Origin of the sequence: Streptomyces sp. NPDC017979, assembly GCF_044328175.1 — a bacterium.
Classification (GTDB): Bacteria; Actinomycetota; Actinomycetes; order Streptomycetales; family Streptomycetaceae; genus Streptomyces.
Window position 1 is genome coordinate 147,269 of the sequence record NZ_JBIRGU010000015.1, and the last position, 21,224, is coordinate 168,492.

Here is a 21,224-nt window from a genome sequence, read left to right on the forward strand (position 1 = left end):
GGCGCGCTCGGCGCGCGGTTGTGCGTGGGTGTCAGCCGGAGACCACGGGGGTGAAAACGATGAACTCCTGAACACGGGCACCGCCCGTCACCTTGGTGGTCATCACAGTCCTCACCTCCGACTTCCTCAACGAACCAACCGAACCGGCGATCCGGGTGGGACACGGCCCTCCCGGCGGAACGGGATGAAGGCTAGTTCCACACCGGCGCGGTGTGCCAACCATTTGTCGGTGGAGGCCCCGCAGGTGCATGTGCGTCTCGGCCCGGGCCCTACCGGCCGTGCCACGAGCCGGCGATGACCTCGGTGGTGAAGCCGGGGCCGAAGGCGACGATCACGCCCCGGGAGCCGTGTTCGGGGGATCCGTCCTCGTGGTGGCGCCGCAGCACGTCGAGGACCGAGGCGCTGGAGGTGTTCCCCATCTGGGCCATGCTCTCGCGGCTGTGCCGCAGGGTGTCCGGCTTCAGGCCCAGTCCCTGCTCCACCCCGTCCATGATCAGCGGTCCCCCGGTGTGGGAGACGCAGAAGTCCACGGCACCGGGCTCCCAGCCGAGGCCGGAGAGGAACGCCTCGATCTCCGGCATCACCTTGGGCACCGTGGAGCGGACCCGGGGGTCGGTCCGGAAGTGGAATCCGTCCTCGGTGGTGCTGCCCGTGATCACGGACTGCGAGGCGGGCAGCAGGTGCTGTCGCACGCCCTGGATCTGGAAGCCCGTGGCCCCGGGGGCGGATCGGTGCAGCACGGCGGCGGCAGCTGCGTCGCCGAAGATGCCGTTGGAGATGAAGTCGCTGAGCGCGTGCTGTTCGCGCTGGAAGGACAGGGAGCTGAGTTCGGCGGCGACGACGAGGACCTTCGCGTCGGGGTACGCCTGGATGAAGTGGAACGCCTCCGCGAGCGCCGAGGCGCCGGCGGCGCAGCCGAGCTGCTGGATCGGAGTGCGGCGCACGGTGGGCCGGCAGCCGATCGCCTGGGCGATGTACGCGTCGGGTCCCGGCAGTGCGTAGCCCGTGCAGGAGACGAAGACGAAGTAGTCGATGTCGCCGGCGCGCACCCCGGCGATGTCGAGCGCCTGCTCCGCCGCCCGGGCGCCGAGGCGGACGACTTCCGCCGTGTACCGGGCGTTGCGCCGGCCGAAGGAGCGGGGCGCGAGCATCTCCCTCAGGTCCGACACCATGTTCCGGGTGCGCACCGTGGTGTTCCGCATCAGCTCAAGACCGCGCTCCACCTGCGGCGTTCCGGCGAAGAGCTCGCCGAGCGCGGCGACGATCTCCTCTTGCGTCACCACGTGTTCGGGGACGGCGACGGCAGGGCGGCGTATCGCGACTCGGGTACGGGGCTCCCCCACGGGGACGTTGGTCTCCAGCACGGCGTTTCCTCTCGGGTTCTGCGATGTGGGGGGGGACCGTGGTGCCGTGCCGTACGGGCCGGTGCGCAGCGGGAGCCTGCGGGAGGCTGTCGCGGGGGTGGGGTCGCGGACGCACGGAGCAGCGGCGGAAGGTCCGTTGTCGAGAAGGGGCAGGCAGGGGGAAGGCGCCCCGGCAGGAGCGCGAGGCGGGACCTGGCGATCCCGCGCTGGGGCCCGTGGGCGGCGTTCGGGGAACGCGCCGCCTCACGGGTGCGGGGGAACGAAGGGCGTGGTGGTCACCGCGGGCGGGGCGAGTGGCGGCGGGTCAGGGGGTCCGGCGGGCGGCGGGGCCACCGCGCGCGCTCGTCACGGTCGAGGGGTGAAGGTCCCCGGTAAGCGACCGGGGCCGGCCGTGGGACGCTCCGGCGCGGGAAGCTCCGAGCACGCCCCGCGCGGGGACGAGGGGTGCCGTGACGCCGAACGGCGGAGGGCCCTTGATGCCGTGCGCCTTGGGCGCGTGGACGGCGCCGGCCGAGCCGGGTGGTTCGGGAGCGGAGTGACGCGCACGATGGTCGGCAACGGTGCTTCCTTAGGCGTGGGGGGGAGTGCACGGGTCCGTCAGTGGGGGGCGGCTCCGTGCGATAGGAAGCATGGGCTCCGGATATCGCCACGACAAGATCGCATTCAGGACAGGCCAGGGCCCGTCGCCTTCTCCTCGGCGGCTGCTCGTCGAGGGGCCGCCCGAGGCATCGGGAGCTTCCCGACCGTAGGACCACCTGGCGTGCCGACCGACGGGTCGGTCAGGAGGCGATACGCGCTCCACGTCCCGGCACGACCGGCTGACCTCAACGGATGCCACGCTCCGGTGCGCCCTGCGCCCCCGGCGGCGCGGCTGGACGCCCGTGTCGAACGCCGTTCCGGATCACTCAGCCCACTAGGGCCGAGTCCCGACGGACGGCGAACGCGCTGGCGATATGCGTGGATGCCGCCCCCTTGGTGAAGACCCCGACATCCGGCCGATATCCGATGGCCGACGGGGACCTTCGGCATCCGATCGCCGCCGGTCAGCGCTGCTGATGGGGCGGGATCTACGGACCGTGGGCCGTGCGGACGATGCCGGCGACGGCGGGTGCGAGGGCGTCGTTGCGCGCTGAAGACGGAAGCGTCCCGGATCCACCCGGCCTTCGCCCTCCAACGCGCCCGAGTACGTGCCGTACCCCTGCGCACTCGGCCTGGGAGCGTCCTCGGGGCAGGGGTCAGGGCCGATGGGGTATTGGTTCCGTTCCTCACGGGTGGGAGTGCGGTTGAACGCCTGGCAGAGCCTGTTGACTGCGGAGCTCTCGTCGGGCAGGTCAACGTTCCACAGTCCGACGGACTTTGCGTAGCCGACGGCAATGGCCTTTCCGTCGGGTCTGAAGGTGGCGGAGAGGAAGGACTCCCTGGAGCCCTGATGGGTTCGGCGCAGTGCCCCGGTCGCGGTGTCCCACAGCTTGACGTCATGAGCCTGGTCGTCTCCGGTGGCCAGCGTGCGCCCGTCGGGACTGAAAGCGAGCACGGCGACCTTCCTGGTGGCGCCCATGAAGATGCGGTGGCGTCCGGTCGTGGTGTCCCACAGCCGTACGGGTCCCTCGGCATCGCTGGTTGCCAGCGTCTTCCCGTCGGGGCTGAAGGCGAGGAAGGCGGAGTGCGGACTGGGTCCGGAGAAGCCGCGGACCAGTCGTCCAGTGGCAGCGTTCCACAGGCTGATGTCACGGCTGTTGTCACTGACGGTGGCCAGGACCTGCCCGTCGGGACTGAACGACAGGCCGGCGATGTCGCCGTTCGGGCTGACCACGGTGCGCTGCAGCCGGCCCGTGGCGGTGCTCCACAGGTTGATGTCGGAGTTGCGTTCGCTGATGGTGGCCAGGGTCCGCCCGTCGGGGCTGAACGCCAAGACGACGAAGGCCCCCTTCCGGGGATGGGGGAGGGCCAGGCGTGTGCGGCCCGTCAGGGCACTCCGCAGATGTACGACGTTCCGTTCGGGATTGGTCGTGGCTACCGTTCGACCGTCGGGGCTGAGGGCGAGAGCGGCGGAGACGCGGGTGAGGGTCAGCCGGGACGCACCGGACCGGGCGGACCACAGGCGCACCGTCGTGTCCAGGCTGCTCGTGGCGAGGGTTGACCCGTCCTTGCTGAGGGCCAGTGCGACGACGCTGCCGGTGTGGCCGGCGAAGATCCGCTGCTGGGCAGGAGCGGCGGCCCATCGGCGGATGGTTTGGTCTCGCCCGGTTGTGGCGAGGGTGCTGCTGTCCGGGCTGAAGGCAAGCGCCGTGATGACGTCCTCATGCCCCGTGAAGGTGGTGCGGAGAGCTCCCGTTCCCACGTCCCACAGGCGAATGGTCGAACTCCCGTCGTCGGCGGTCGCCAGTGTTCTTCCGTCCGGGCTGAACACCGCCCACCGGGCCTTCTCCGCATGGCCGCGAAGGACATGGCCGGGTGTGCGGTCGGCGGCGTTCCACAGGCGAACCGTTCCGTCCTGATGGCTCGTGGCGAGCGTCCTTCCGTCGGGGCTGAACGCCACTGGCGAGGTGTAGTCGGGTGTGGGCCACATATCGGGGTGGATGGTGGTCCGGGCGTGGGTCACGTGGAGGGCGTTCGTGGTGAGAATCCGGTGGCCGCCGTTCCGGGAGTTCCAGAGGCGGACGGTGCCGTCTTCGCCGCTGCTTGCGACGGTGCTTCCGTCAGGGCTGAACGTGACCGCATTGACCCTCCCCCTGCCCCGTGCCTCGCCGGTATGGCCGGTGAGGACTGCGAGGGGCCGCCCCGTCCGGGCGCTCCAGAGCCGGATGGTCGTGTCATCACTGGCGGTGGCGATCTTGGCGCCGTCGGCGCTGAAGGCGACGGACACCACGGCGTGCCGGTGGCCGATGAGGGTGGCGCGGAGCCTGCCGGTAGCGGCATCCCGTATCGTCACGGTCCCGTCCCGGTTGCCGCTGGCGAGCCGGGCGCCGTCGGGGCTGTAGGCCAGGGCCGCCGGCTGGGCCACCGAAGCAGAATGGTGGATCCGCTGCTTGCCCCTGAGCGTTCCGTAGAGCAAGGTCTCGTGCGCACTGCGCGCATAAGCAAGGGTCGTGAGGTCCGGGCTGAACGCCGTGGGCCCCGCCATGTCCATCTCGGCGTGACGTTTGTTCCTGAGGGGAAGCTCGGCGGCGTTGAAGACGCTTGAGACGGCTTCTCTCGTGGGTGCTGCGCGGTGGGCGTGGAGTGCCAGGAGGGCAGCCAGGTCCGGATTGCTGTCGATCAGAGCGGCCGACTGGACGGCCAGTTGCCGGGACTGACCGATGCGTTGGGCCTGGAGCGCCCTGTCGCGTTCCCGATCGCTGGCCCGGCTCTGCCTCCACGCGATGGTGCCCGCGGTCAGAGCCAGTACGAGGAGGACGGCCAGTGCGCTGGCCAAACGGCGCAGGAGGCGTCCGGTGCGGGCCGCGGCCTGTTCCTCGTGCTCCAGAGCGGCGACGGAAGCAGTGAGGAAGTCACGTTCCTGGGCAGTGAGGCGGTCGTGGTTTCCGGCGAAGACCTCCCGCGTCGTGGCGAGGAGGGTGCCGCGGTAGAGGGCACCGGGGTCGTGGTCCAGCTCGTTCCAGGTCGCAGCGTCGACGGTGAGCTTGCGATGGATGACGAGGCGGGAACGCTCTTCGTCGATCCAGGTGTGCAGGCGGGGCCAGGCGGTGATGAGGGCCTCGTGGGCGAGGTCGACCGAATCGTCGTTCAAGGTGATCAGCCGGGCGCGGGCGAGCCGCTCGACGACAGTGTCCGCGGCCTGGTCGACTGCTTTCAGTTCGGTACCCGGGGCGGGGCGTCGGGTGTCGGGGGCGCCTTGGCCGGGGTTGATCAGACGGAGCAGGATCTCCCGGGCCAGGGGTTTTTGGGCGCCGGTGAGCTGGTGGTAGGTGTGTTCCGCGGTGTCCGTGATGGCGCCGTGAAGGCCGCCGACGGCTTCGTACGCGGCCAGGGTGAGGGTGCGACCGCGGCGACGGCGCCAGACCTCAAGCAGCGCGTGGGACATCAGGGGCAGGGCACCCTGCTCCCCCGAGGCTTCCTCCACGATCCGGGCGGTGAGCTCGCGCTCGACGATCAGCCCGGCGGCTCGGGCCGGGCCGATGACTGCCTGACGCAACTCCGCCGGGGACATCGAGCCGACCGGAAGGTGGGCCCGTCGCAGCACCTCGACCAGTTCGGGGTACTCGGTGCAGTGGCCGTAGAAGTCGGCCCGAACCCCGATCACGATGCGCATCCCGCTGACGGGATCCCGGGCAGCCAGCAGGAGGTCCAGGAACCGGCGGCGCTCCTCCTGGTCCCGGCACAGGGTGAAGAGTTCCTCGAACTGGTCCACCATCACCACGGTGTCCGTCTCCACGGCGACCGCGGACTCCCGGGGACGGAGGACGGGGGCGTGTTGGGACGCGGGGCGCGCGCCGGGGGTCAGAATCCGGATCCCCGCACACCACGGCTTCGTGCCGTCCGGTGGATTCCGGAGTAGGGGAACGAGTCCGGCACGCAGCAATGACGACTTGCCGCTGCCGGAGGCGCCGGTGAGCATCACCACCCGCTGCTCCGAGACGAGGTTCAGCAGATCGGTCGCCAACTGGCCCCGGCCGAAGAAGACCTCACGGTCGTCGGGCTCGAAGCGGGCCAGGCCCCGATAGGGAGCCTTCGCCTCCTCGTCGTCAACCACTTTCACGGCATCCCGCGCCCGCATTTCCTCAGCCGTCCGGTGCCACCGGTCCGCCCACTCTCCGGCGTCGCCGCCGCACACGGCGACATAGGCCAGCACCACCGCCAGCGACGGCAACTGCTCACCCGCCGCTGCCATGGACAGGGCACTCGCCGAGTACGCCGCGCGCCTGGCCATCTCCCGGTACGTCACCCCGTCGGCAGACGCCCTCAGCTCCCGCAGCTCGCACGCGAACCTCTCCACCGGACCCGCCTCCGGGTCCAACGGCCGTTCCCTACGCCCCGCCACCCGTCCACCCCCGCCCCAGGGCCACACGTCGATCGCACCAGCCGATCAGGAACCCCACCACGAGACCAGGCGACGCCCGGCCATTGTTCACACAGCTCAGAACCGGGTTCCTGGTCAATGCTCCGTCCACTGGGATCAACAGTGAGCCATGGCAGCAAGCGCATGAAGCGCATGTCCTGCCATCTACTGAAGAGGGGTCGCAGATGCACGGGAAGCTCGGGGACCTGTGCGCGGCCCCGCTGGCGCGGTCGGCCCCCGAGGCAGACACCTCGAACAGCCCACGGCCGCCCTGTGGTCGGGCAGGTTTTGCTATGGAGGTCGGACCCATGGGCGCATAGATTCGACACTGCATGGCATGAGCTATGAAATGGGGATCGCAGTGCTGGTGTCTGTTTTGCGCACGAATGAGTTACCGGAACAAGACCGGTTCGAGAGTTGGCACGAATTCACTTCCCGATCGGTCCTCCCCGTGACGGTGCGCAACACGAGTCGGGGGGATTTTCAGGCGTCGCTACAGATCGGCGACTTCGGCCCGGTAAAGGTGTCGCGCATCAGCACGCCCGGCCTGGAGACGGTACGGGGAGAGAGATTGGTCCGCCGGTCCGACCCGGAGTCGTATCAGATTTACGTGCAACTGGACGGCGAGACGACCCTTTCGCAGCATGGGCGGGAGGCTCTGCTCAGCCCCGGCGACCTGATGATCTTCGACAGTTCGAGCCCCTATCACGGGGTTACCCTGCCGGCGCCCGGGGCCTCTTCCGGTACCTGCTTGATCGCACAGTTTCCTTATATTCGTTCCCCGTTCCCCCGGAACGTGGTCGACCGGATAGCTGCTCGACGTGTGACGGCAACCTCCGGAATCGCTGCCGTGGCTGTTCACCATCTCGTTGGACTGGCCGCCCACGCGGCTGAATGCACACCTCGTGACGCGAACCGTCTCGGGGGCGTCACCCTGGATCTCCTGGGAGCCTGGCTCTCCCACGAACTGGAAGAGTCCGCTGACGCCTCGCCGGATTCCCAGCGTCGAGTCATGGAAGTCCGGATGCACGACTACGTCCGTCAGCACTTGGGCGATCCCGGACTCAGCCCCCAGAGCATCGCCTCCGCACACGGCGTCTCCATCCGGTACCTGTACAAGGTCTTCCAGGAACAGGGGCTGACCGTGGCCGCCTACATCCGTGAGCGCCGCTTGGAGCGATGCCGCCGGGACCTCGCCGATCCGGACCTGCGCACCCGTTCCGTACAGGCCATCGCCAGCAAGTGGGGCTTCACTGACCCTGCGCAGTTCAGCCGCGCCTTCCGAAGGACCTTCGGCATGACCCCCACCGATTGCCGTCACCACCCCGTGCAGAAGATGACAAGGGGTGGGCACACCTAGCCAAGGACCGGCATCCGGTGGGCACTGCACTCTCGAACAGACCGCGCACAGGCTCGGTACCGCACACGAAGCCGCGCCGAGTCGTAGTCGTAGTCGTAGGAGACGCTGGCGGACTCGCCATGACTCAAAGGCGCCTCACAGCCATGCGGGGCAGTGGCAGGGGCCGTCGTGGAATGGGGTCTTCCTGGATCTCATCCTCGTTGCACGCAACGCATGAACGCGTGGTCGTAGGCGAGCGCCGCGGCCGCGAGCGAACCAAACCACACCCTCAAGAAGGGCTTCGAGATGAGGCACGGTTGTCCGCCCGGCCCCGACAACGTCTCCGATCCCCGGTCTTTCGTGGACCGCATGTCCGCGCTCAAGGCGTGGTCCGGGCTGACGTACCGGGAGATCGCGGCTCGCGCGCGGCGGAACGGCGACACCTTGCCGCCCAGCACGCTCGCGAGCGTGCTGGGACGTGCCAGCGTGCCGCGGGAGGACGTGGTGCGGGCGTTCGTGCGGGTGTGCGGCGGGGAAGCCGAGGTCGACGCCTGGTTACGGGTGCGCAGCGAGGTCGCCATGACCGCCTGGCCGCCGGTCGCCCAGGGCGGGGATGCCGGGCCGGTCCTCAACCCGGTGGCAGCCGGCGAAGGCGTCCACGGGCGTCGTCAGTTGGATGCCGCCGTGGCCGCGGCGTTCGCCGCCGGCTGTCTGACCTCCTGGTGGTACGGCCGGCGGCTCGGCAGCAGGGCCCCACGGCCGGGCCGCGGCCAGGGCGCGTTCTGAACGAAGGCCCGGACCCGTGCGGCAGTGGACGGGGGTTCATCACCGGTGTGCGCCCTCGGGCGCTGACGCATGCTGACCTTTTACTGGCCTGAGGAGCCTCTATCATGCCCCCGACCTGCACAGACGTCTATCTGCCAGATCTTGGAATGGAACATGGTGCGCAGCACGGAAATCCTCCTGGATTTAAGCTCCCTGCCTGCGTCTTTTCAGGTCAAGTGCGTTCGCTCAGCCTGCAACGAGTGATGTGCCTGGGGCAGCCTTCCCAGGGCTGCCGGCCCGGGCGCACCGCGTCCGGGCCGGCGGTTGTTCGACGGCGACGATCAGGCGATCAGCTCGTTGGTGGGGAACCCCCATCCGCTCTTGGCCCGGGCCGCGAAGGGGCCGGAGCCGGCGAGGGATCCGGTGCCGGCGTAGAACCAGACGTCGCCGGCGGCGTCGCGGGCGAGGAGGTCCGGCTTCCCGTCGCCGTTCACGTCACCGGGGGCGGCCACGGCGTTGTAGACCTGCCAGCTGAAGCCGACCTCCGTCGGGGTGCCGAGGGAGCCGGTGCCGGTGCCCGGGTAGGCCCAGAGTTCACCGGCGGCGTTCCGCGCGAGGACGTCCGGCTTCCCGTCGCCGGTCACGTCGCCGGGGGCGAGGACGAGGTTGTGGATCTGCCAGCCGTGGCCGATCTCCGCCTTGGGGCCGACTTCGCCGTTGCCCGTGCCGGGGACCAGGTACAGCTTGCCGTCGTCGAAGCGCGCGACGAGGTCCCGCTTGCCGTCGCCGTTCAGGTCGCCGGCGGACACCAGCGTGGTGGTCGGTCCCCAGCCCCAACCGACCTTGCGCGGTGGGATGAAGAAGAGTTCCGTGCGGTGTCCGGGGTAGAAGTACAGGTCGCCGGCGGCGTCGATCGCGTACAGGTCGGCGTGGCCGTCGCCGTCGTGGTCGCCGCCGCGGGCGATGTGCCGCATGCCGCTCCAACCGGCACCCACCTTGCAGTGCAGGGCCTGCAAGGTGCCGTCGGCCCGTCCGAAGTGCCGCCACAGGTCGCCGGCGGAGTCGCGGCGCAGCAGGTCGGCCCGGCCGTCGGCGGGGTTGTTGCAGAAGTCCCAGGTGGCCGCGCCCCGGTAGGGGTAGTGGTCGGAGATGGCGGCGTCACGGGGCAGCGCGTCGGCCGCGACGTTCTTGAAGTGGCTCTCGCTCAGGAAGATGTAGTCCAGCTTGGCCTCGGGGTCCGTGCCCTTGGCGCGGAGCGTGGGCTCGCCCGACCGGCAACGCGGCGGCAGGGGCGTGGCCGCCCTGCAGGTGGTGTCGAAGTAGTCGGTGTCCGTCGAGTCGGTCTCGATGAACTGGCCCGAGCCCTCGGGCTTGCTGTAGATGCTGTCCAGCGTGGCCGAGCGCGGCGCGGTCGACTGGGTATGGTCTTCGTGCCGGGGGTTGAAGTCACCGCCGAGCACCATCGGGATGCCCTCGGCGCTCCACTGCTTCGCCTTGTCGGCCACTTTGCCCGCCTGCGCCTTGGTGACCTTGCCGTCGTACGAGTACAGGTGCACCGAGCAGGCCCGGGTCAACCGTCCCTGCAAGGGCGTGTCGATGCAGGCGGTGCGCCAGTCCGTCGCCTTCGTCGGGTCCTCAAGACCCGTCGTCAGGTCGATGGACTGCCGGTTGGACACCGGCGCCTTGGACAGGACCGCGACCCCGAACGGGCCCTCCAGTCCGGTCGCCTTGCACAGGTCCTTCTCGCGCGGGTCCTGCCCCGGCCGCTTCATCACGACGAAGTGCCCGGTGTAGCCGTGGTCCGCGAGCCTCGTCAGCAGGGCGTCGTACTGGGACTGGCAGACCTCCTGGAGGAAGAGCAGGTCCGTCTTCCACGCCAGCGTCTCGTCGGCGACCTTCTGCACCCGCCGCGGCACGTCGTCCGACAGCGTGCAGTCGTCCGTGATGTCGCTGCTTCCGCAGATGTTGTACGTGAGGAAGCGCAGGACCGGTGCCGTGCTCGGGGAGACGGTGTCGGCGGTGGCCGGCGGGGCGAGGCCGATCAGCCCCGCCATGGATATCAGCATGACCAGAAGTGCGCGCCTTCGCATGTTCGTCCTTTCGTCGTTCCTTCGGCTTTCTGTCTCGTGCTCGGCCGTCTTCGCCTTCGACGGCCCTGTCGGGAAAGAACGGGGAGCGACCTGGCTCGAAGCCTCCTGTCGCATCAGACGTTTCGGGCCGCCCTGGACCACTTCTCGTCTGCCGCTCCGTTGCAGGTCCACTGGATCAACTGGGATCCCTTGGTGGCGTTCGCACCGATGCCGAGGCAATGGCCCGAGTAGACGTTCCGCAGTTCGCCGGTCTCCGGCGTCCACCACCATTTCTCGTCGACCGCGCCGTTGCAGGTGTACTGGATGATGCCCGCACCCGGAGCGAGGCTCGATCCGGTGCCCATGCATTTCCCGGAGTGGGCGTTCCGCAGGAAGTACGCGCGATTGCCGTGGGAGTCGGTGGTGTCCTCGAACAGCCAGCGTTCGTCCTGGGCGTGGTTGCAGCCCCACTGGATGACTTTCGCGCCGTTGGCGATGCTGCTGCCCACTCCGGCGCAGAGCGCGCTGTAGTCGTTGCTGAGGGGAAGGGCTCCGTCGGCCTCGCGGGGCCGTAGGGAGAAGACCGTGCGTTTGCCGGTGAGTTCGTTCGAGCCCCAGAGCCGCCCGGAGGTGTGGGCGTAGGACAGGTTCTGGGTGAGTGCGGGCGCGCGGGTCAGCACGGTCGGGGAGGTTCCCGGTCTGGCCTGCCAGATGCAGGAGTAGCTGCCCTGGTCGGAGGTGTCGGCGTCGCCCAGGTATCCGTCGGGGCACTGCGCCGACACGTAGTAGTAGGTGCCGTCGGTGGCCACGCCCTGGACCTGGCGGATGTTCGTGGTGTGGGCGCTCACCGCCTGGACGGGGGCGGTGCCGCCTTCACCGATGTGTTCCAGTGGCCACTTCACCAGGTGCGCCGGGTGGCTCGCCTCCAGTTTTCCCGTCGCGCTGTTCCTTCTGTTCGACCAGTACTCACCGGACACCAGCCGTGGCGTCGTGCCGCTGCGGTCCAGGCTGAGGGAGCCCAGGCAGGCCCGGGAGGAGTGTTCGCACGCCCGGGGGTGGGGGTTGCTGGACGCGGCTTCCTGGGCCTTGGTGCGGGTTCCGTAGCGCGCGATCATGGGCAGCGCCCACTGGTGGTGCGCGGCGGACGAGGGGCCGCCGCCGACGCCCACCCGGCCGGAGAGGGACGACATCCTCCACAGGTGGTTCAGGTCGTAGATCTGAAGTTCGCCCCCGTTGGCGACGAACAAGCGGTTTCCGTACCACGCCATGCCGTCCGCGTGGACGTTGTCGACGGCCTCGAATTCGGGACTGGTGCGGCTGCCCTTCGGCCGGACGAGCAGGACGTGGCCGTAGGTCCAGTCCGTGCCGGTGGATCTGACGATGGAGATCCGGGCCTTGTGGTCGCGGTCGCCCTCGTCCTTTCCGTAGCCGTAGAACCAGGAGGCCATGTAGAGGTGATGGCCGTTCACCGTGCCTCCCGGGACGGCGTCGTGCGAGGCCGTCAGGCCCTGCGGGTGCCAACCGCCCGTGTCCGGTGTGGTTTCCGCCCAGGCGCTGGTGGAGTCGTCCGTGGCGTCCCAGCAGAATCCGTTGTACTTGAAGGTGCCGTTGATGCCGGTCGTGTGGCACAGCGCCCGACCGACGTGCTGTCGCGACTGCGCAACGTCCAGTGCCGATACCGGAGTCACCGCGCGGGCGGTCTCAAGGGCTTCGACAATGCCCCTTGCTGTATTCCCCGGGTCGACCTTCGGCATTTCGCGCGGATGCAGGAGGAGGGCGGAGGTGTTCACCGCCTTCAGCGGGTCGCTTTCGGCAGCGGTAGCCTGTGGGATGACCGCCGCAAGTGCGGCCAGCGAAGCCAACGCGACCATGACCGCGTGAATTCGAAGGCCCCATCGAGTCTCTGGAGTGACCGTCACGAGGCCGGACCATATCCCAGGATCCACCTCCCGACCCCCTATCACCTGCACTCTTACGGACCGATCCGATGTGCAGCGGTCATCGATTCATGACGGCACGGGGGATTCGACCGCGACGTGCCCAGGGTGGGGCGGCCCTTTCAGACTCACCGACCATCACGCGGTGACCGCTCGAATTTCAGCCAGCACACCGCCCGCGGAGGCCGTTTCCTTAACTTTGCGAAGCCCTTAATTTTACGAAGAAAGAAGAGCAATTCCTACGCCCACCTGGGCCTCGACCGGGTCGACAATCGGTTCTCACGCGATTGCCGCGGCCTGGATACCCACCACCGACGCTCTCCACACGGAAAGCTTTGAGAAGGTGCAGACCGGGCTGCTCGTTGCGCCGGGCGGACGGATGGCGTTGGTCCAACGTGGACAGGGAGTGTCGTGAAGGTCCTGATCGTTCTCACCTCGCACGACGCGTTGACACCAAGGCCGGTGTGTTGTCACTCGTCTGCTGGCGATGGCAGCGGGTTGGGCCGGCGCCCGCCTGCGCAGGCCAGGACTTCCGTCGCTGAGGAGTTCAGGAAGATCGTGAACACGGACGACCTGTCCGCAGAGTCAACGCAACCGGTACGAAGAAGTTCATCCCCAGCCTGCCGGAGGATGTCGACACTGGCGACGAGGCCCTCGATGGTGTGGCCGCGCCGAGCAGCCGTCCGGATTCGAATCCCGAACACCCCCGCGTGCCGGCTGGCAGGGACCAGACCGTCCCAGACGGCGAAGGTACCCCCGGAGATCAAGGCGTCACGGGCAGGTGCGCAGGCCAGGGTCTGTTCGCGAAGCATGGCGATGAGGTCCTCGCGAGTCAGGCTGCGCGCCGGTGCCCGCACGACCCAGCCATCGGCCACGTGTGACAACTGCAGCGCCTCTCTGGTGACAGTCCGAGTGCTTCGACCTGGTTCCTTCGCAGGCCATCCGGTGCCAGCAGTGACAACTACCGGGCCTCGGCACACTAGCTCAGGTGTGGCTGGCCGCGGGCCCGGCTGGTTGCCCATCCGGCGAGGGTGCGGTCGTGCAGGCGGGCGATGCCGAGCATGGCGTGGTGGACGCCGTCGCCTTTGAGGCGGCAGTCGCGGAGGATCTTCCAGGTCTTCATGCGGGCGAAGACGTGCCGTACGCAGTCCGCTACGAGTACGCAGATACGGGGCGGGGCCTCAGCGAGGACTTCGAGACCCATCTGGCACCCGACGCCCTGAGGAAACGACTGGCCGCAGACGGCGTGATCCGAGGCCGAGGCCAGGTCAACCGTGCCAGCCTGGGCCAACCAGACGTGATCGCACACGTCCGGGGCGTCCGCCCCGGTCAGTAGTCACGGGGCAGCTCTTGGGGCCGGGACAGCGACCGCGTCACCACCCCGATCACGTCGCCGTGCGGGAAGAAGCCCAAGTGGCGCGAGTCCACGCTGGCGGCGGTGTTGTCGCCGAGGAGGACCACGAGGCCCGGTGGCACCCGCCCGTCCCGGCTCTCCGTGGACTGGGGCACCGACCCGGGCGGCACCGACTCCCCCGGTACCGCCGCCACCCTCTTCACGATCAGCGGACTGTGCCGGTCCTCCCGCCAGACCGCCGGTGACCGTGGGCGCAGCACCACCACGACCTGTCCCCGGCGCACCGTGCGCGTACGGCGCACCAGCAACCGGTCCCCGTGGTGGTGGGTGGGCGTCATGCTCGGCCCGCGCACGGTGACGACGAGCAGCCGGCGGGCGGTGACCGCGCCGCAGGCCGCGAGGACGGCCAACGCCACCGCCGACACCCCCCACATGCTCCGCCCGCCGGTCACGGAGACACCTCTGTCAGCGTTGTTCCCTCGGACGGTCCGTCGGCGTCGGGCAGGTAGCCCGCGGCCTGGATGGCGAAGAGCCGCGCGTACTCGCCACCGACCGCCAACAGTCTTGCGTGGTCGCCGTGTTCGACGATGCACCCGTCGGAGAGGACGACGATGACGTCGGCGTGGCGGAGGGAGCCCATCCGGTGGGAGATCAGGACGCTGGTCCGGCCGCGGCGGTGCCGTGTGATCGAGGTGTGGATCTCGTACTCGGCTTCGGCGTCCAGTCGCGCTGACGGCTCGTCGAGGATCATCAGGTCCCGCGTGCCTCGCAGGAAGGCCCGCGCCAGGGCCAGCCGCTGGCTCTGGCCGCCGGACAGCAGCACGCCCGACTCGGGGTCGTCCTTGTCCGCCTCCATGAAGAACGTCCTGGTGAGCGGTGTCTGATAGCCCTTCGGCAACGCTTCGAGGGTGTCGTGCGCCCCGGCTCGCCGGGCGGCCGACACGATCTGCTCCTCGTCATCGAGCGCGCCCAGATCACCCAGGGCGATGTTCTCGGCCGCCGTCAGGTCGTACTGGACGAAGTCCTGGAACACCGCGGTGATCCGGTCGCGCAGCTCCACCGGGTCGACCTCGCGCAGGTCGACGCCGTCCCACAGGATGGCGCCCCGGGTCGGGTCGTAGAACCGGCACAGCAATTTGACCAGCGTCGTCTTACCGGCACCGTTGAGGCCAACCAGGCCGATCGAACTGCCCCGGGGAATGGTCAGGTTGACGCCCTTGAGGACCCACGGATGCTGCTCCGAGTACCGGAACCACACGTCGCGCAGCTCGATGCCCCGGCGCAGGACGGGCAACGACCGGGGTTCGGGCGCGAGCACCAGGTCGGGCGGGGCGTCGAGCACGTACTGGTAGTGGCCGAAGTTCAGCAGCGACTCCTTGGCGAGGGCCGCCTCGTGCGCCAGCCCGGCGAACGCGGACTGGGTGCCGGCGATGGCGGCGACGAGGAGCGTGACGTCACCCGCCGACAACTGGCCCCGGGACGCCGCGTACACCGCCCACAGCAGGCTCCCGCCCGTGATCAGCGAGGCGAGCAACCCGAGGCCCGACTGCACGGAGACCTCACGCCGGTCCACGGCCCGGCGGGCCGCATTCACCGTCCCTCGCTCGGTGAGCATCCGGTCCCGCAGGAAGTCGCCGATGGCGAAGAGGCGCACCTCCTTCGCCGTGTCGGCGTCCGCCAGGAGACCGGCGTAGAACCACTCCCGCCGCTCCACCGGCCCGACGCGCCAGGCCACGCCCGCCCGTCGACGTGCGAGGGCGATCTCCGCGCAGAGCGTCGGCACCCCGGCGGCGGCCACCAGGACGGCCAGGACCGGGTTCAGCACCAGGAGCGAACCGAGGAACCCGGTGACCGTGATCGCGGACCGCGCCAGGCCGAGCGCCGCGTTCAGCACCAGCGCGGGAACGTGACCACCGCCCTGCCGGGCCAGTTGGAGCCGGTCCAGGAACTTCGGGTCCTCGAAGCGGCTCAGGCCGGGGAAGCCCGCCGCCTTCGTGAAGAGCCGGGCGTCGGCGCGCAGCGCGGTGCGCCGGTTCACCTCCGCGGACAGATAGCGGCACAGGTGCGGCAGGAGTGCGGCGGCGGTACCGACGGCCACGAGGCCGATGCCCGGGGCGAGCAGCGCGCTCATGCCCGCGTCCGAACCCAGGTTGTCCAGCACCGACTTGGTCAACCACGCGGTGACGACCGTCAGCAGACCGGCGGCCAGGCTCAGCACGCTGAACAGCACGCACGCGACGGGAGCGGCCCCGAACGCCAGGGAGACGGCCAGCCGCAGCCCGCCCCGGGACGCGGGCACGGGTGGGTTCATCGCGCCGACGCCTCCCGTGTCAGCTTCACTGCATGGCCGGTGACGACGACGGTGCGGTCCGGGTCCGGGCCCAGGCCCAGACCGAGGTCCAGGTCCCGGTCACGGTCGGAGCGGACGCGCAGGTTCGTGGGGAACGCGTCCACGCGCAGGGCCGCGCACACCGGCCCGCCCCTCGGCTCCACGACGACCCGGGCCACCGGGCTCAACTCCCGGACGAAGCCCTCGCACTCCGCCGGATCGCCGACCACGACGGCGAGCGTGTGGTTCCGGCCGCCGGGCTCGGCGGCGGCGTACGAGACGAGTTCGGGCAGCTCCGCCCGGCACGGCGCGCAGTTCGGCGAGAGGAAGGCGATCAGCGCCTCGCCCGGCAACGAGGACCGGTCGACCCTTTCGCCGTCCACCGTGACGGCGGTGAAGGCGGGCAGTTCCTCGCCGGGGCTCAACGGCGTCATCCCCGGGCCCGGTGCACGCGCGGGCCCGGCCGGGCCGTACTCCCGTAGCTTCTTGATCACCCCGATGGTGAGCAGCAGATCCAGTACGCACAGCATGCCGCCGAGCACCACTGCGGCGGTCAGAACAGCCATCCAGCACCTCTCAGTTACTCGATCACTCGGTTACTCGGTCAGGGAAGGGGCAGCGGGCCGGAACAGGCTCACCAGGTCCTCCGCCACGGTGACCAGGCCCCCGACGACTGCGCCCGCGCACCACGCCACCGCGGCCGCCCCGAGGTCCGGCCCGCCGACCGGCCCGGTCGCCACCGCCGCAGCGCCCGCGCCGGCGACGGTCGCCAGCAGCCCGTTCCGTACGACGTGCGCCCGCCCCAGCGGCTCGACCGAGCGCCCGAAGCACCGGCAGCGCACGGCGGTTCCTCGGCTCACCGAGCGGGCGATGACCACGGCGAACACCGCGAGGAGGGCGGTGGCCGCCAGCAGACCCGCCCGGGTCGCCGGCGGGTACGGCCAGACCAGCGCGAGGCAGACTGCGCCCTCCACCGCGACCACGGCGAGGGCCGCGGCCCGTACGGCCGGCTCGGGCACCGCGGCGAGCGGCCGCAACGAGTCGACGAAGCCGGAGAACGCGCCGGACCTGCCGACCTTGCCGACCACGGCGACGAGGAACACGACAGTCAGGAGCCCGCGCACGCCGTAAGCGAAGTAGTTCATCGCAGCTTCCTTCGGGTCCGGAACGCGAGGGGAGGCCGCACCGAGCGGTACGCCCTCCCGGGTCACTGTTGATCAGCCGTCAGCAGGGGTTGATCGACGGCTCGCCAGCCCACCAGCACCAAGTGCCGGGCCCGTCGCAGCACCAGTCCTGCCAGTACCCCTGCGAGGTGCATCGCACGACGCACCTGAGCGCGTCCGCGTCAGCCCTGGGAAGGAACCGTTCCAGCAAGGTGGTGCCGAGGGTTCCCAGCTTGCCGAGCATGACCACTCCTCCTTTCGACTAGGGAGATTGAGGATGTCCGGACCCGGATCAAAGAGGCGGCTTGGTGAACGATGGTGAGTCTGGAGCGGTGCAAGCACGGCGCTCAACGCCTGAACGGCGGTCCGGTACGTCCCGAAGAACCGGTACGTCTCCGTACGTGGGCAACCGGGTCGGCGTGAGCGAAGCAGTTCATCGCAGCTTCTTCCGTGGTCCGGGGCGCGAGGGGAGGGCGCACCGAGCGGTACGCCCTCCCGGGTCACTGTCGCTCTACCGTCAGCAGGGGTTGATCGACGGCTCGCCATCCCACCAGCACCTGCCGCGCTCGCAGCACCGGACCTGCCAGTAGCCCTCCGCGTTGCAAACCGTCCTGCATGTGGCTGCGTCCGCGTCCGCGGTGGGAAGGAACCGCTCCAGCAGGGCGGTGCCGAGGCTTCCAAGCTTGTTGATCATGACCACTCCTCCCTTCGATGACCCCTCGCGCCCCAAGGGCAGACATCCGCTAGGAAGGCTCCGGTTGAGGAAGCGAGAGGGTGTGGACCCGACCCGATGAGCGGGGCGGGGTGAACGGTGACGAGTCTGGGACGGGGTGAGCACGGGGTTCAACGGCAGGACGGCGTTCCGCAACGTTCCGCACGCGTTCCGAACACCGGCACGCGGGATTCCACACCTGCACCGTCGTCAATTCGGCGCCCTGCACCAGGTCCGCTGAGGTCAGTCGGGCGTCGCGGATCCCTGTTGTCACCGAAGCGACGGGCCACTATCGTCGATTACATGGATACGAGATCGGCGATAATCAAGGCTGCGGCGACGTTGCTGGCACGGTCACCGAGCGCCGACGTGTCCACCCGTGCCGTCTGCGAGGCGGCCGGTGTGCAACAACCCGTGCTGTACCGGTTCTTCAACGACAAGGACGATCTGCTCGCAGCCACGATCGACCACGTCTGGGACCAGTACCTGGCGGTGAAGCGGGCCGCCGAGAAGTCCGAGGATCCGCTGTTCGACCTACGGGCGGGATGGGACAGCCACACGGCGTTCGCGCTGGCCAACCCCAGTGCGTACAAACTGATGTGCTCGCCGACCTTGCGCTCCGAGCCCGCTGCGGCGGCGGAAGCCATGCGGCTGCTGCGCGAAGTCCTTGAGCGGCTCGCCGTGCAAGGGCGCCTGCGCGTGCTGCCCGAGGAGGCCGCCCGCATGGTCATGGCCGGGAACACGGGCGTCGCGCTCGCCCTGATCTCCCGTCCTTCGCAGTATCCGGACGTGAGCCTGTCGACGTTGGTCCGCGACGCGGTCCACCGGGCCATCCTGGTCGACCTGCCCGCCGACGGCTCGCCGGCGGACGACGCGCGGAGGGCGGCGGCGACCACGCTGGCGTCGTCGCTGGACGACCTCACCCCCGAGCCCTTCACGTCCGCCGAATCGGCCCTGCTCGGCCAGTGGCTGGCGCAGATCGCTGAGGCCCGTCCCGCCGACTGACGACACCCACGGGCTGACCCGCCGCCGGGGGCGGCGGACCGCCACCGACGCGCACGGCGGCAGCGTCAGCGGCCGGGGTCGAAGTCCTCCACGAAGTAGCTGTCGTGCCGGACGCGGAACTGCTTCAGCTCCTCGCCGCCGCGCCGCGACATCTGCGCGACCTGTTCGAAGTACTCCTCGCGCGGGGCGCCCGGGGCGAACAGTATGAGCATGGACACGGGCTCGTCGGTGACGTTCTTGAAGGCGTGCAGGCCGCCGACCGGCACGTACAGGAAGTCACCGGCGCGGCCCGTGACCCACCGCTCCCCGTCGTACAGCTCCAGTTCGCCGGAGAGGACGTAGAAGGACTCCGAGATCGTCTTGTGGAAGTGGGTCTTGGCTCCGGCCGACCGCGGCCCCAGGACCGCCTTGTACAGGCCGAACTCGCCGCCGGTCGACCCGTGGGTGGCGAGGTAGTGGGTGGATCCGCCGGGCGACGACACCTCGGGCGGGGTGTCGGCGCTGCGGAACACCGCGTTCACTTCGCCCGTGTCGCCGCGGTAGCGCGGCTCCGGATAGTCGAGGTCGAGGTCTGGCAGGTACGACATCGTGTGCGCTTTCCGTCGGTCAGGTCTTCGCCGGCGTGCTGCTCCCCCTCAGGGGTGTCGCGTCGCCGGCGACGGCTTCACGGTAGCCCGCCCGGAGGCGTACGGCCGGACGGGCGGGCGGCGTGCCGCAGCACAAGGGGTTGTGCGCGGCGAGCAGTGCGGGCGCCGGGCACGTCCCCGGTCGTTCACCACCGTGCGGCAGATGCGGCGTGCGGTCGGGGCCTGTGCACGGCGAGCAGTGCGGTGTCGTCGGTGGCGAGTCCGCCGGAGAAGCGGCGCACGTCGTCCACGAGGGTGCTCAGGAGTCGGGCCGGGGTCGGGAACTCCCGGCCCGTCAGCCAGCCGGCGGGGTCGTAGAAGGCGCCGGCCGCGTTCCGCGCCTCCGAGATGCCGTCGGTGTACAGCAGCAGCGTGACGCCCGGCGGGAAGTCCCAGGTGTCGGGCGCGTGGCGGGCGGGGGCCAGGTCCGGCATGCCCAGCGGCGGGTGGAAGGACCGCGGCGTGAGGGTCGTGACCCGTCCCTCGGCGTCGAGCAGGAGGGGGGCGGGGTGGCCGCAGTTCAGGACGTGCAGGACGCCGTGATCGGCGGGGATCTCCACCAGGACGCAGGTGACGAAGTCCTCCGGATCGTCCGCGTCCGCCCGCCCCAGGCGCTCCCGGCTGAGCGCGCCCTCCAGGCGGCGCGCCACGGCGGCGAGCGTCCGTTCCTGGTCCGCCGCCTCCCGGAAGGCACCGAGGACGACGGAGACCGTCTCGATCGCGGCGATGCCCTTGCCGCGGACGTCGCCCATCACCAGACGTACGCCGAAGGGGGTGGGCCGGGCGCCGTACAGGTCTCCGCCGATCAGCGCTTCGCGCTGGGCCGCTTCGTACCGGGCGGCCACGCACAGCCCCGCGATGTCCTCGGCGGGGACGGGCAGCACCGCGCGCTGGGCGGCTTCGGCCACCTCGCGGGACGAGGCGAGTTGGTCGCGTCCGCGGCGCACCACGACGTTCAGCAGGACGGCGATGACCATGACGAACACGATCGTGGTCAGTTGGGTGACCGAGTTCGGCAGGGCGGCCGGCTCCCCGCCCGCCTGGGCGATCACCCGCAGGACCGCGGCGACGGCGAAGGCCAGGCCGCCGATGGCCACGGTCCGCGCCGTGCTGAAGAGCGGGGCGGCCATCAGCGGGGCGGCGACGAAGAACGGGGTGCCGCTGAGCTGAGCGGGTGTGGCGACCTGGAACGCGACCCCGAGCCCGATGAGGAGGAAGGGCAGCAGGCGCGACACCCGGGACAGGTGCGGCAGCAGTGGCGCCGGCTCATCCCACACCCGACGGCCGACGCCCTTGCCCTTCACCGCCGGGCGCGGCGTCGGGCGATGAGCAGGCCGAGCACGACCCCCACGACCAGGGTGACCGTGAGGACGCTCCAGAGCGGGAGGGTGACGGTCGGGATCCACAGCCTGATGGTCACGGACCCCGTGTTGGCGGCGATGAACCAGATGGCCAGGGCCACCAGCAGCACGAAGCCGATGGTGCGCAGCCGCACGTCCCGGCCCTTGACCGTGAGGGTGGACGGTCCGTGTGAGCTATCGAAGTTTTTCGACATAACTCAC

The 21,224-nt window shown here is 70.0% G+C and carries 17 protein-coding genes; 3 read left to right on the top strand and 14 right to left on the bottom strand.

The annotated features are described in order from the left end of the window. Positions 1-269: 269 nt before the first annotated feature. Together ACH4E8_RS30260 and ACH4E8_RS30265 are read right to left on the bottom strand one after the other, a co-directional pair. Entirely contained in the window at positions 270-1,364 is a 1,095-nt protein-coding gene (locus ACH4E8_RS30260; protein ID WP_398454248.1) for a type III polyketide synthase, read from the bottom strand. A gap of 913 nt (positions 1,365-2,277) precedes the next feature. Next, positions 2,278-6,300 (bottom strand): hypothetical protein, encoded by a 4,023-nt coding sequence (locus ACH4E8_RS30265; protein ID WP_398454250.1) that lies wholly within the window; start codon positions 6,298-6,300, stop codon positions 2,278-2,280. A gap of 400 nt (positions 6,301-6,700) precedes the next feature. Between ACH4E8_RS30265 and ACH4E8_RS30270 the strand changes: the two genes are divergently transcribed. Both ACH4E8_RS30270 and ACH4E8_RS30275 read left to right on the top strand, forming a co-directional pair. Continuing rightward, a complete protein-coding gene (locus ACH4E8_RS30270) occupies positions 6,701-7,723 on the top strand; it encodes a helix-turn-helix domain-containing protein (RefSeq protein ID WP_398454253.1) in 1,023 nt (340 codons plus the stop codon). Positions 7,724-8,071: 348 nt separating this feature from the next. Beyond that, positions 8,072-8,488: a hypothetical protein gene (locus ACH4E8_RS30275; RefSeq protein ID WP_398454255.1), complete on the top strand. Its 417-nt coding sequence runs from the start codon at positions 8,072-8,074 to the stop codon at positions 8,486-8,488. A gap of 320 nt (positions 8,489-8,808) precedes the next feature. On the opposite strand, the gene ACH4E8_RS30280 is transcribed toward ACH4E8_RS30275, so the two are convergent. The 9 genes from ACH4E8_RS30280 to ACH4E8_RS30320 all read right to left on the bottom strand — a co-directional run bounded on the left by ACH4E8_RS30280 (position 8,809) and on the right by ACH4E8_RS30320 (position 18,013). Then, positions 8,809-10,533: an FG-GAP-like repeat-containing protein gene (locus tag ACH4E8_RS30280; RefSeq protein WP_398454257.1), complete on the bottom strand. Its 1,725-nt coding sequence runs from the start codon at positions 10,531-10,533 to the stop codon at positions 8,809-8,811. Between the two features lie 137 nt (positions 10,534-10,670). Further along, entirely contained in the window at positions 10,671-12,224 is a 1,554-nt protein-coding gene (locus ACH4E8_RS30285; protein ID WP_398454260.1) for an RICIN domain-containing protein, read from the bottom strand. Positions 12,225-12,943: 719 nt separating this feature from the next. Next, positions 12,944-13,348 carry a hypothetical protein gene (locus ACH4E8_RS30290; protein ID WP_398454263.1) on the bottom strand — a complete coding sequence of 135 codons (405 nt, stop codon included), beginning with the start codon at positions 13,346-13,348 and terminating at the stop codon, positions 12,944-12,946. Between the two features lie 104 nt (positions 13,349-13,452). Then, on the bottom strand, positions 13,453-13,677 hold the full coding sequence (locus ACH4E8_RS30295; RefSeq protein WP_398454391.1) for a hypothetical protein: 225 nt from the start codon (positions 13,675-13,677) through the stop codon (positions 13,453-13,455). 125 nt (positions 13,678-13,802) lie between these two features. Then, on the bottom strand, positions 13,803-14,279 hold the full coding sequence (locus tag ACH4E8_RS30300) for a S26 family signal peptidase (protein ID WP_398454265.1): 477 nt from the start codon (positions 14,277-14,279) through the stop codon (positions 13,803-13,805). Then, a complete protein-coding gene (locus ACH4E8_RS30305) occupies positions 14,276-16,138 on the bottom strand; it encodes an ABC transporter ATP-binding protein (protein ID WP_398454267.1) in 1,863 nt (620 codons plus the stop codon). Before ACH4E8_RS30305 ends, ACH4E8_RS30300 begins: the two co-directional genes overlap by 4 nt. Beyond that, complete coding sequence (locus tag ACH4E8_RS30310; RefSeq protein WP_398454270.1) at positions 16,135-16,722, bottom strand: TlpA family protein disulfide reductase; 588 nt, start codon at positions 16,720-16,722, stop codon at positions 16,135-16,137. Before ACH4E8_RS30310 ends, ACH4E8_RS30305 begins: the two co-directional genes overlap by 4 nt. 30 nt (positions 16,723-16,752) lie before the next feature. Continuing rightward, positions 16,753-17,301 (bottom strand): MauE/DoxX family redox-associated membrane protein, encoded by a 549-nt coding sequence (locus tag ACH4E8_RS30315; RefSeq protein ID WP_398454273.1) that lies wholly within the window; start codon positions 17,299-17,301, stop codon positions 16,753-16,755. 535 nt (positions 17,302-17,836) lie between these two features. Then, on the bottom strand, positions 17,837-18,013 hold the full coding sequence (locus tag ACH4E8_RS30320; RefSeq protein WP_398454276.1) for a hypothetical protein: 177 nt from the start codon (positions 18,011-18,013) through the stop codon (positions 17,837-17,839). A 321-nt stretch (positions 18,014-18,334) separates the two neighbouring features. On the opposite strand from ACH4E8_RS30320, the gene ACH4E8_RS30325 reads away from it, so the two are divergent. Next, a complete protein-coding gene (locus ACH4E8_RS30325; RefSeq protein ID WP_398454278.1) occupies positions 18,335-19,036 on the top strand; it encodes a TetR/AcrR family transcriptional regulator in 702 nt (233 codons plus the stop codon). Between the two features lie 65 nt (positions 19,037-19,101). On the opposite strand, the gene ACH4E8_RS30330 is transcribed toward ACH4E8_RS30325, so the two are convergent. From ACH4E8_RS30330 to ACH4E8_RS30340, 3 genes are all read right to left on the bottom strand, one after another. Continuing rightward, entirely contained in the window at positions 19,102-19,623 is a 522-nt protein-coding gene (locus ACH4E8_RS30330; RefSeq protein WP_398454281.1) for a cupin domain-containing protein, read from the bottom strand. A gap of 185 nt (positions 19,624-19,808) precedes the next feature. Beyond that, positions 19,809-20,939 carry a PP2C family protein-serine/threonine phosphatase gene (locus ACH4E8_RS30335; RefSeq protein WP_398454283.1) on the bottom strand — a complete coding sequence of 377 codons (1,131 nt, stop codon included), beginning with the start codon at positions 20,937-20,939 and terminating at the stop codon, positions 19,809-19,811. 23 nt (positions 20,940-20,962) lie between these two features. Beyond that, positions 20,963-21,217 carry a DUF1049 domain-containing protein gene (locus ACH4E8_RS30340; RefSeq protein WP_398454285.1) on the bottom strand — a complete coding sequence of 85 codons (255 nt, stop codon included), beginning with the start codon at positions 21,215-21,217 and terminating at the stop codon, positions 20,963-20,965. Positions 21,218-21,224 lie beyond the last annotated feature (7 nt).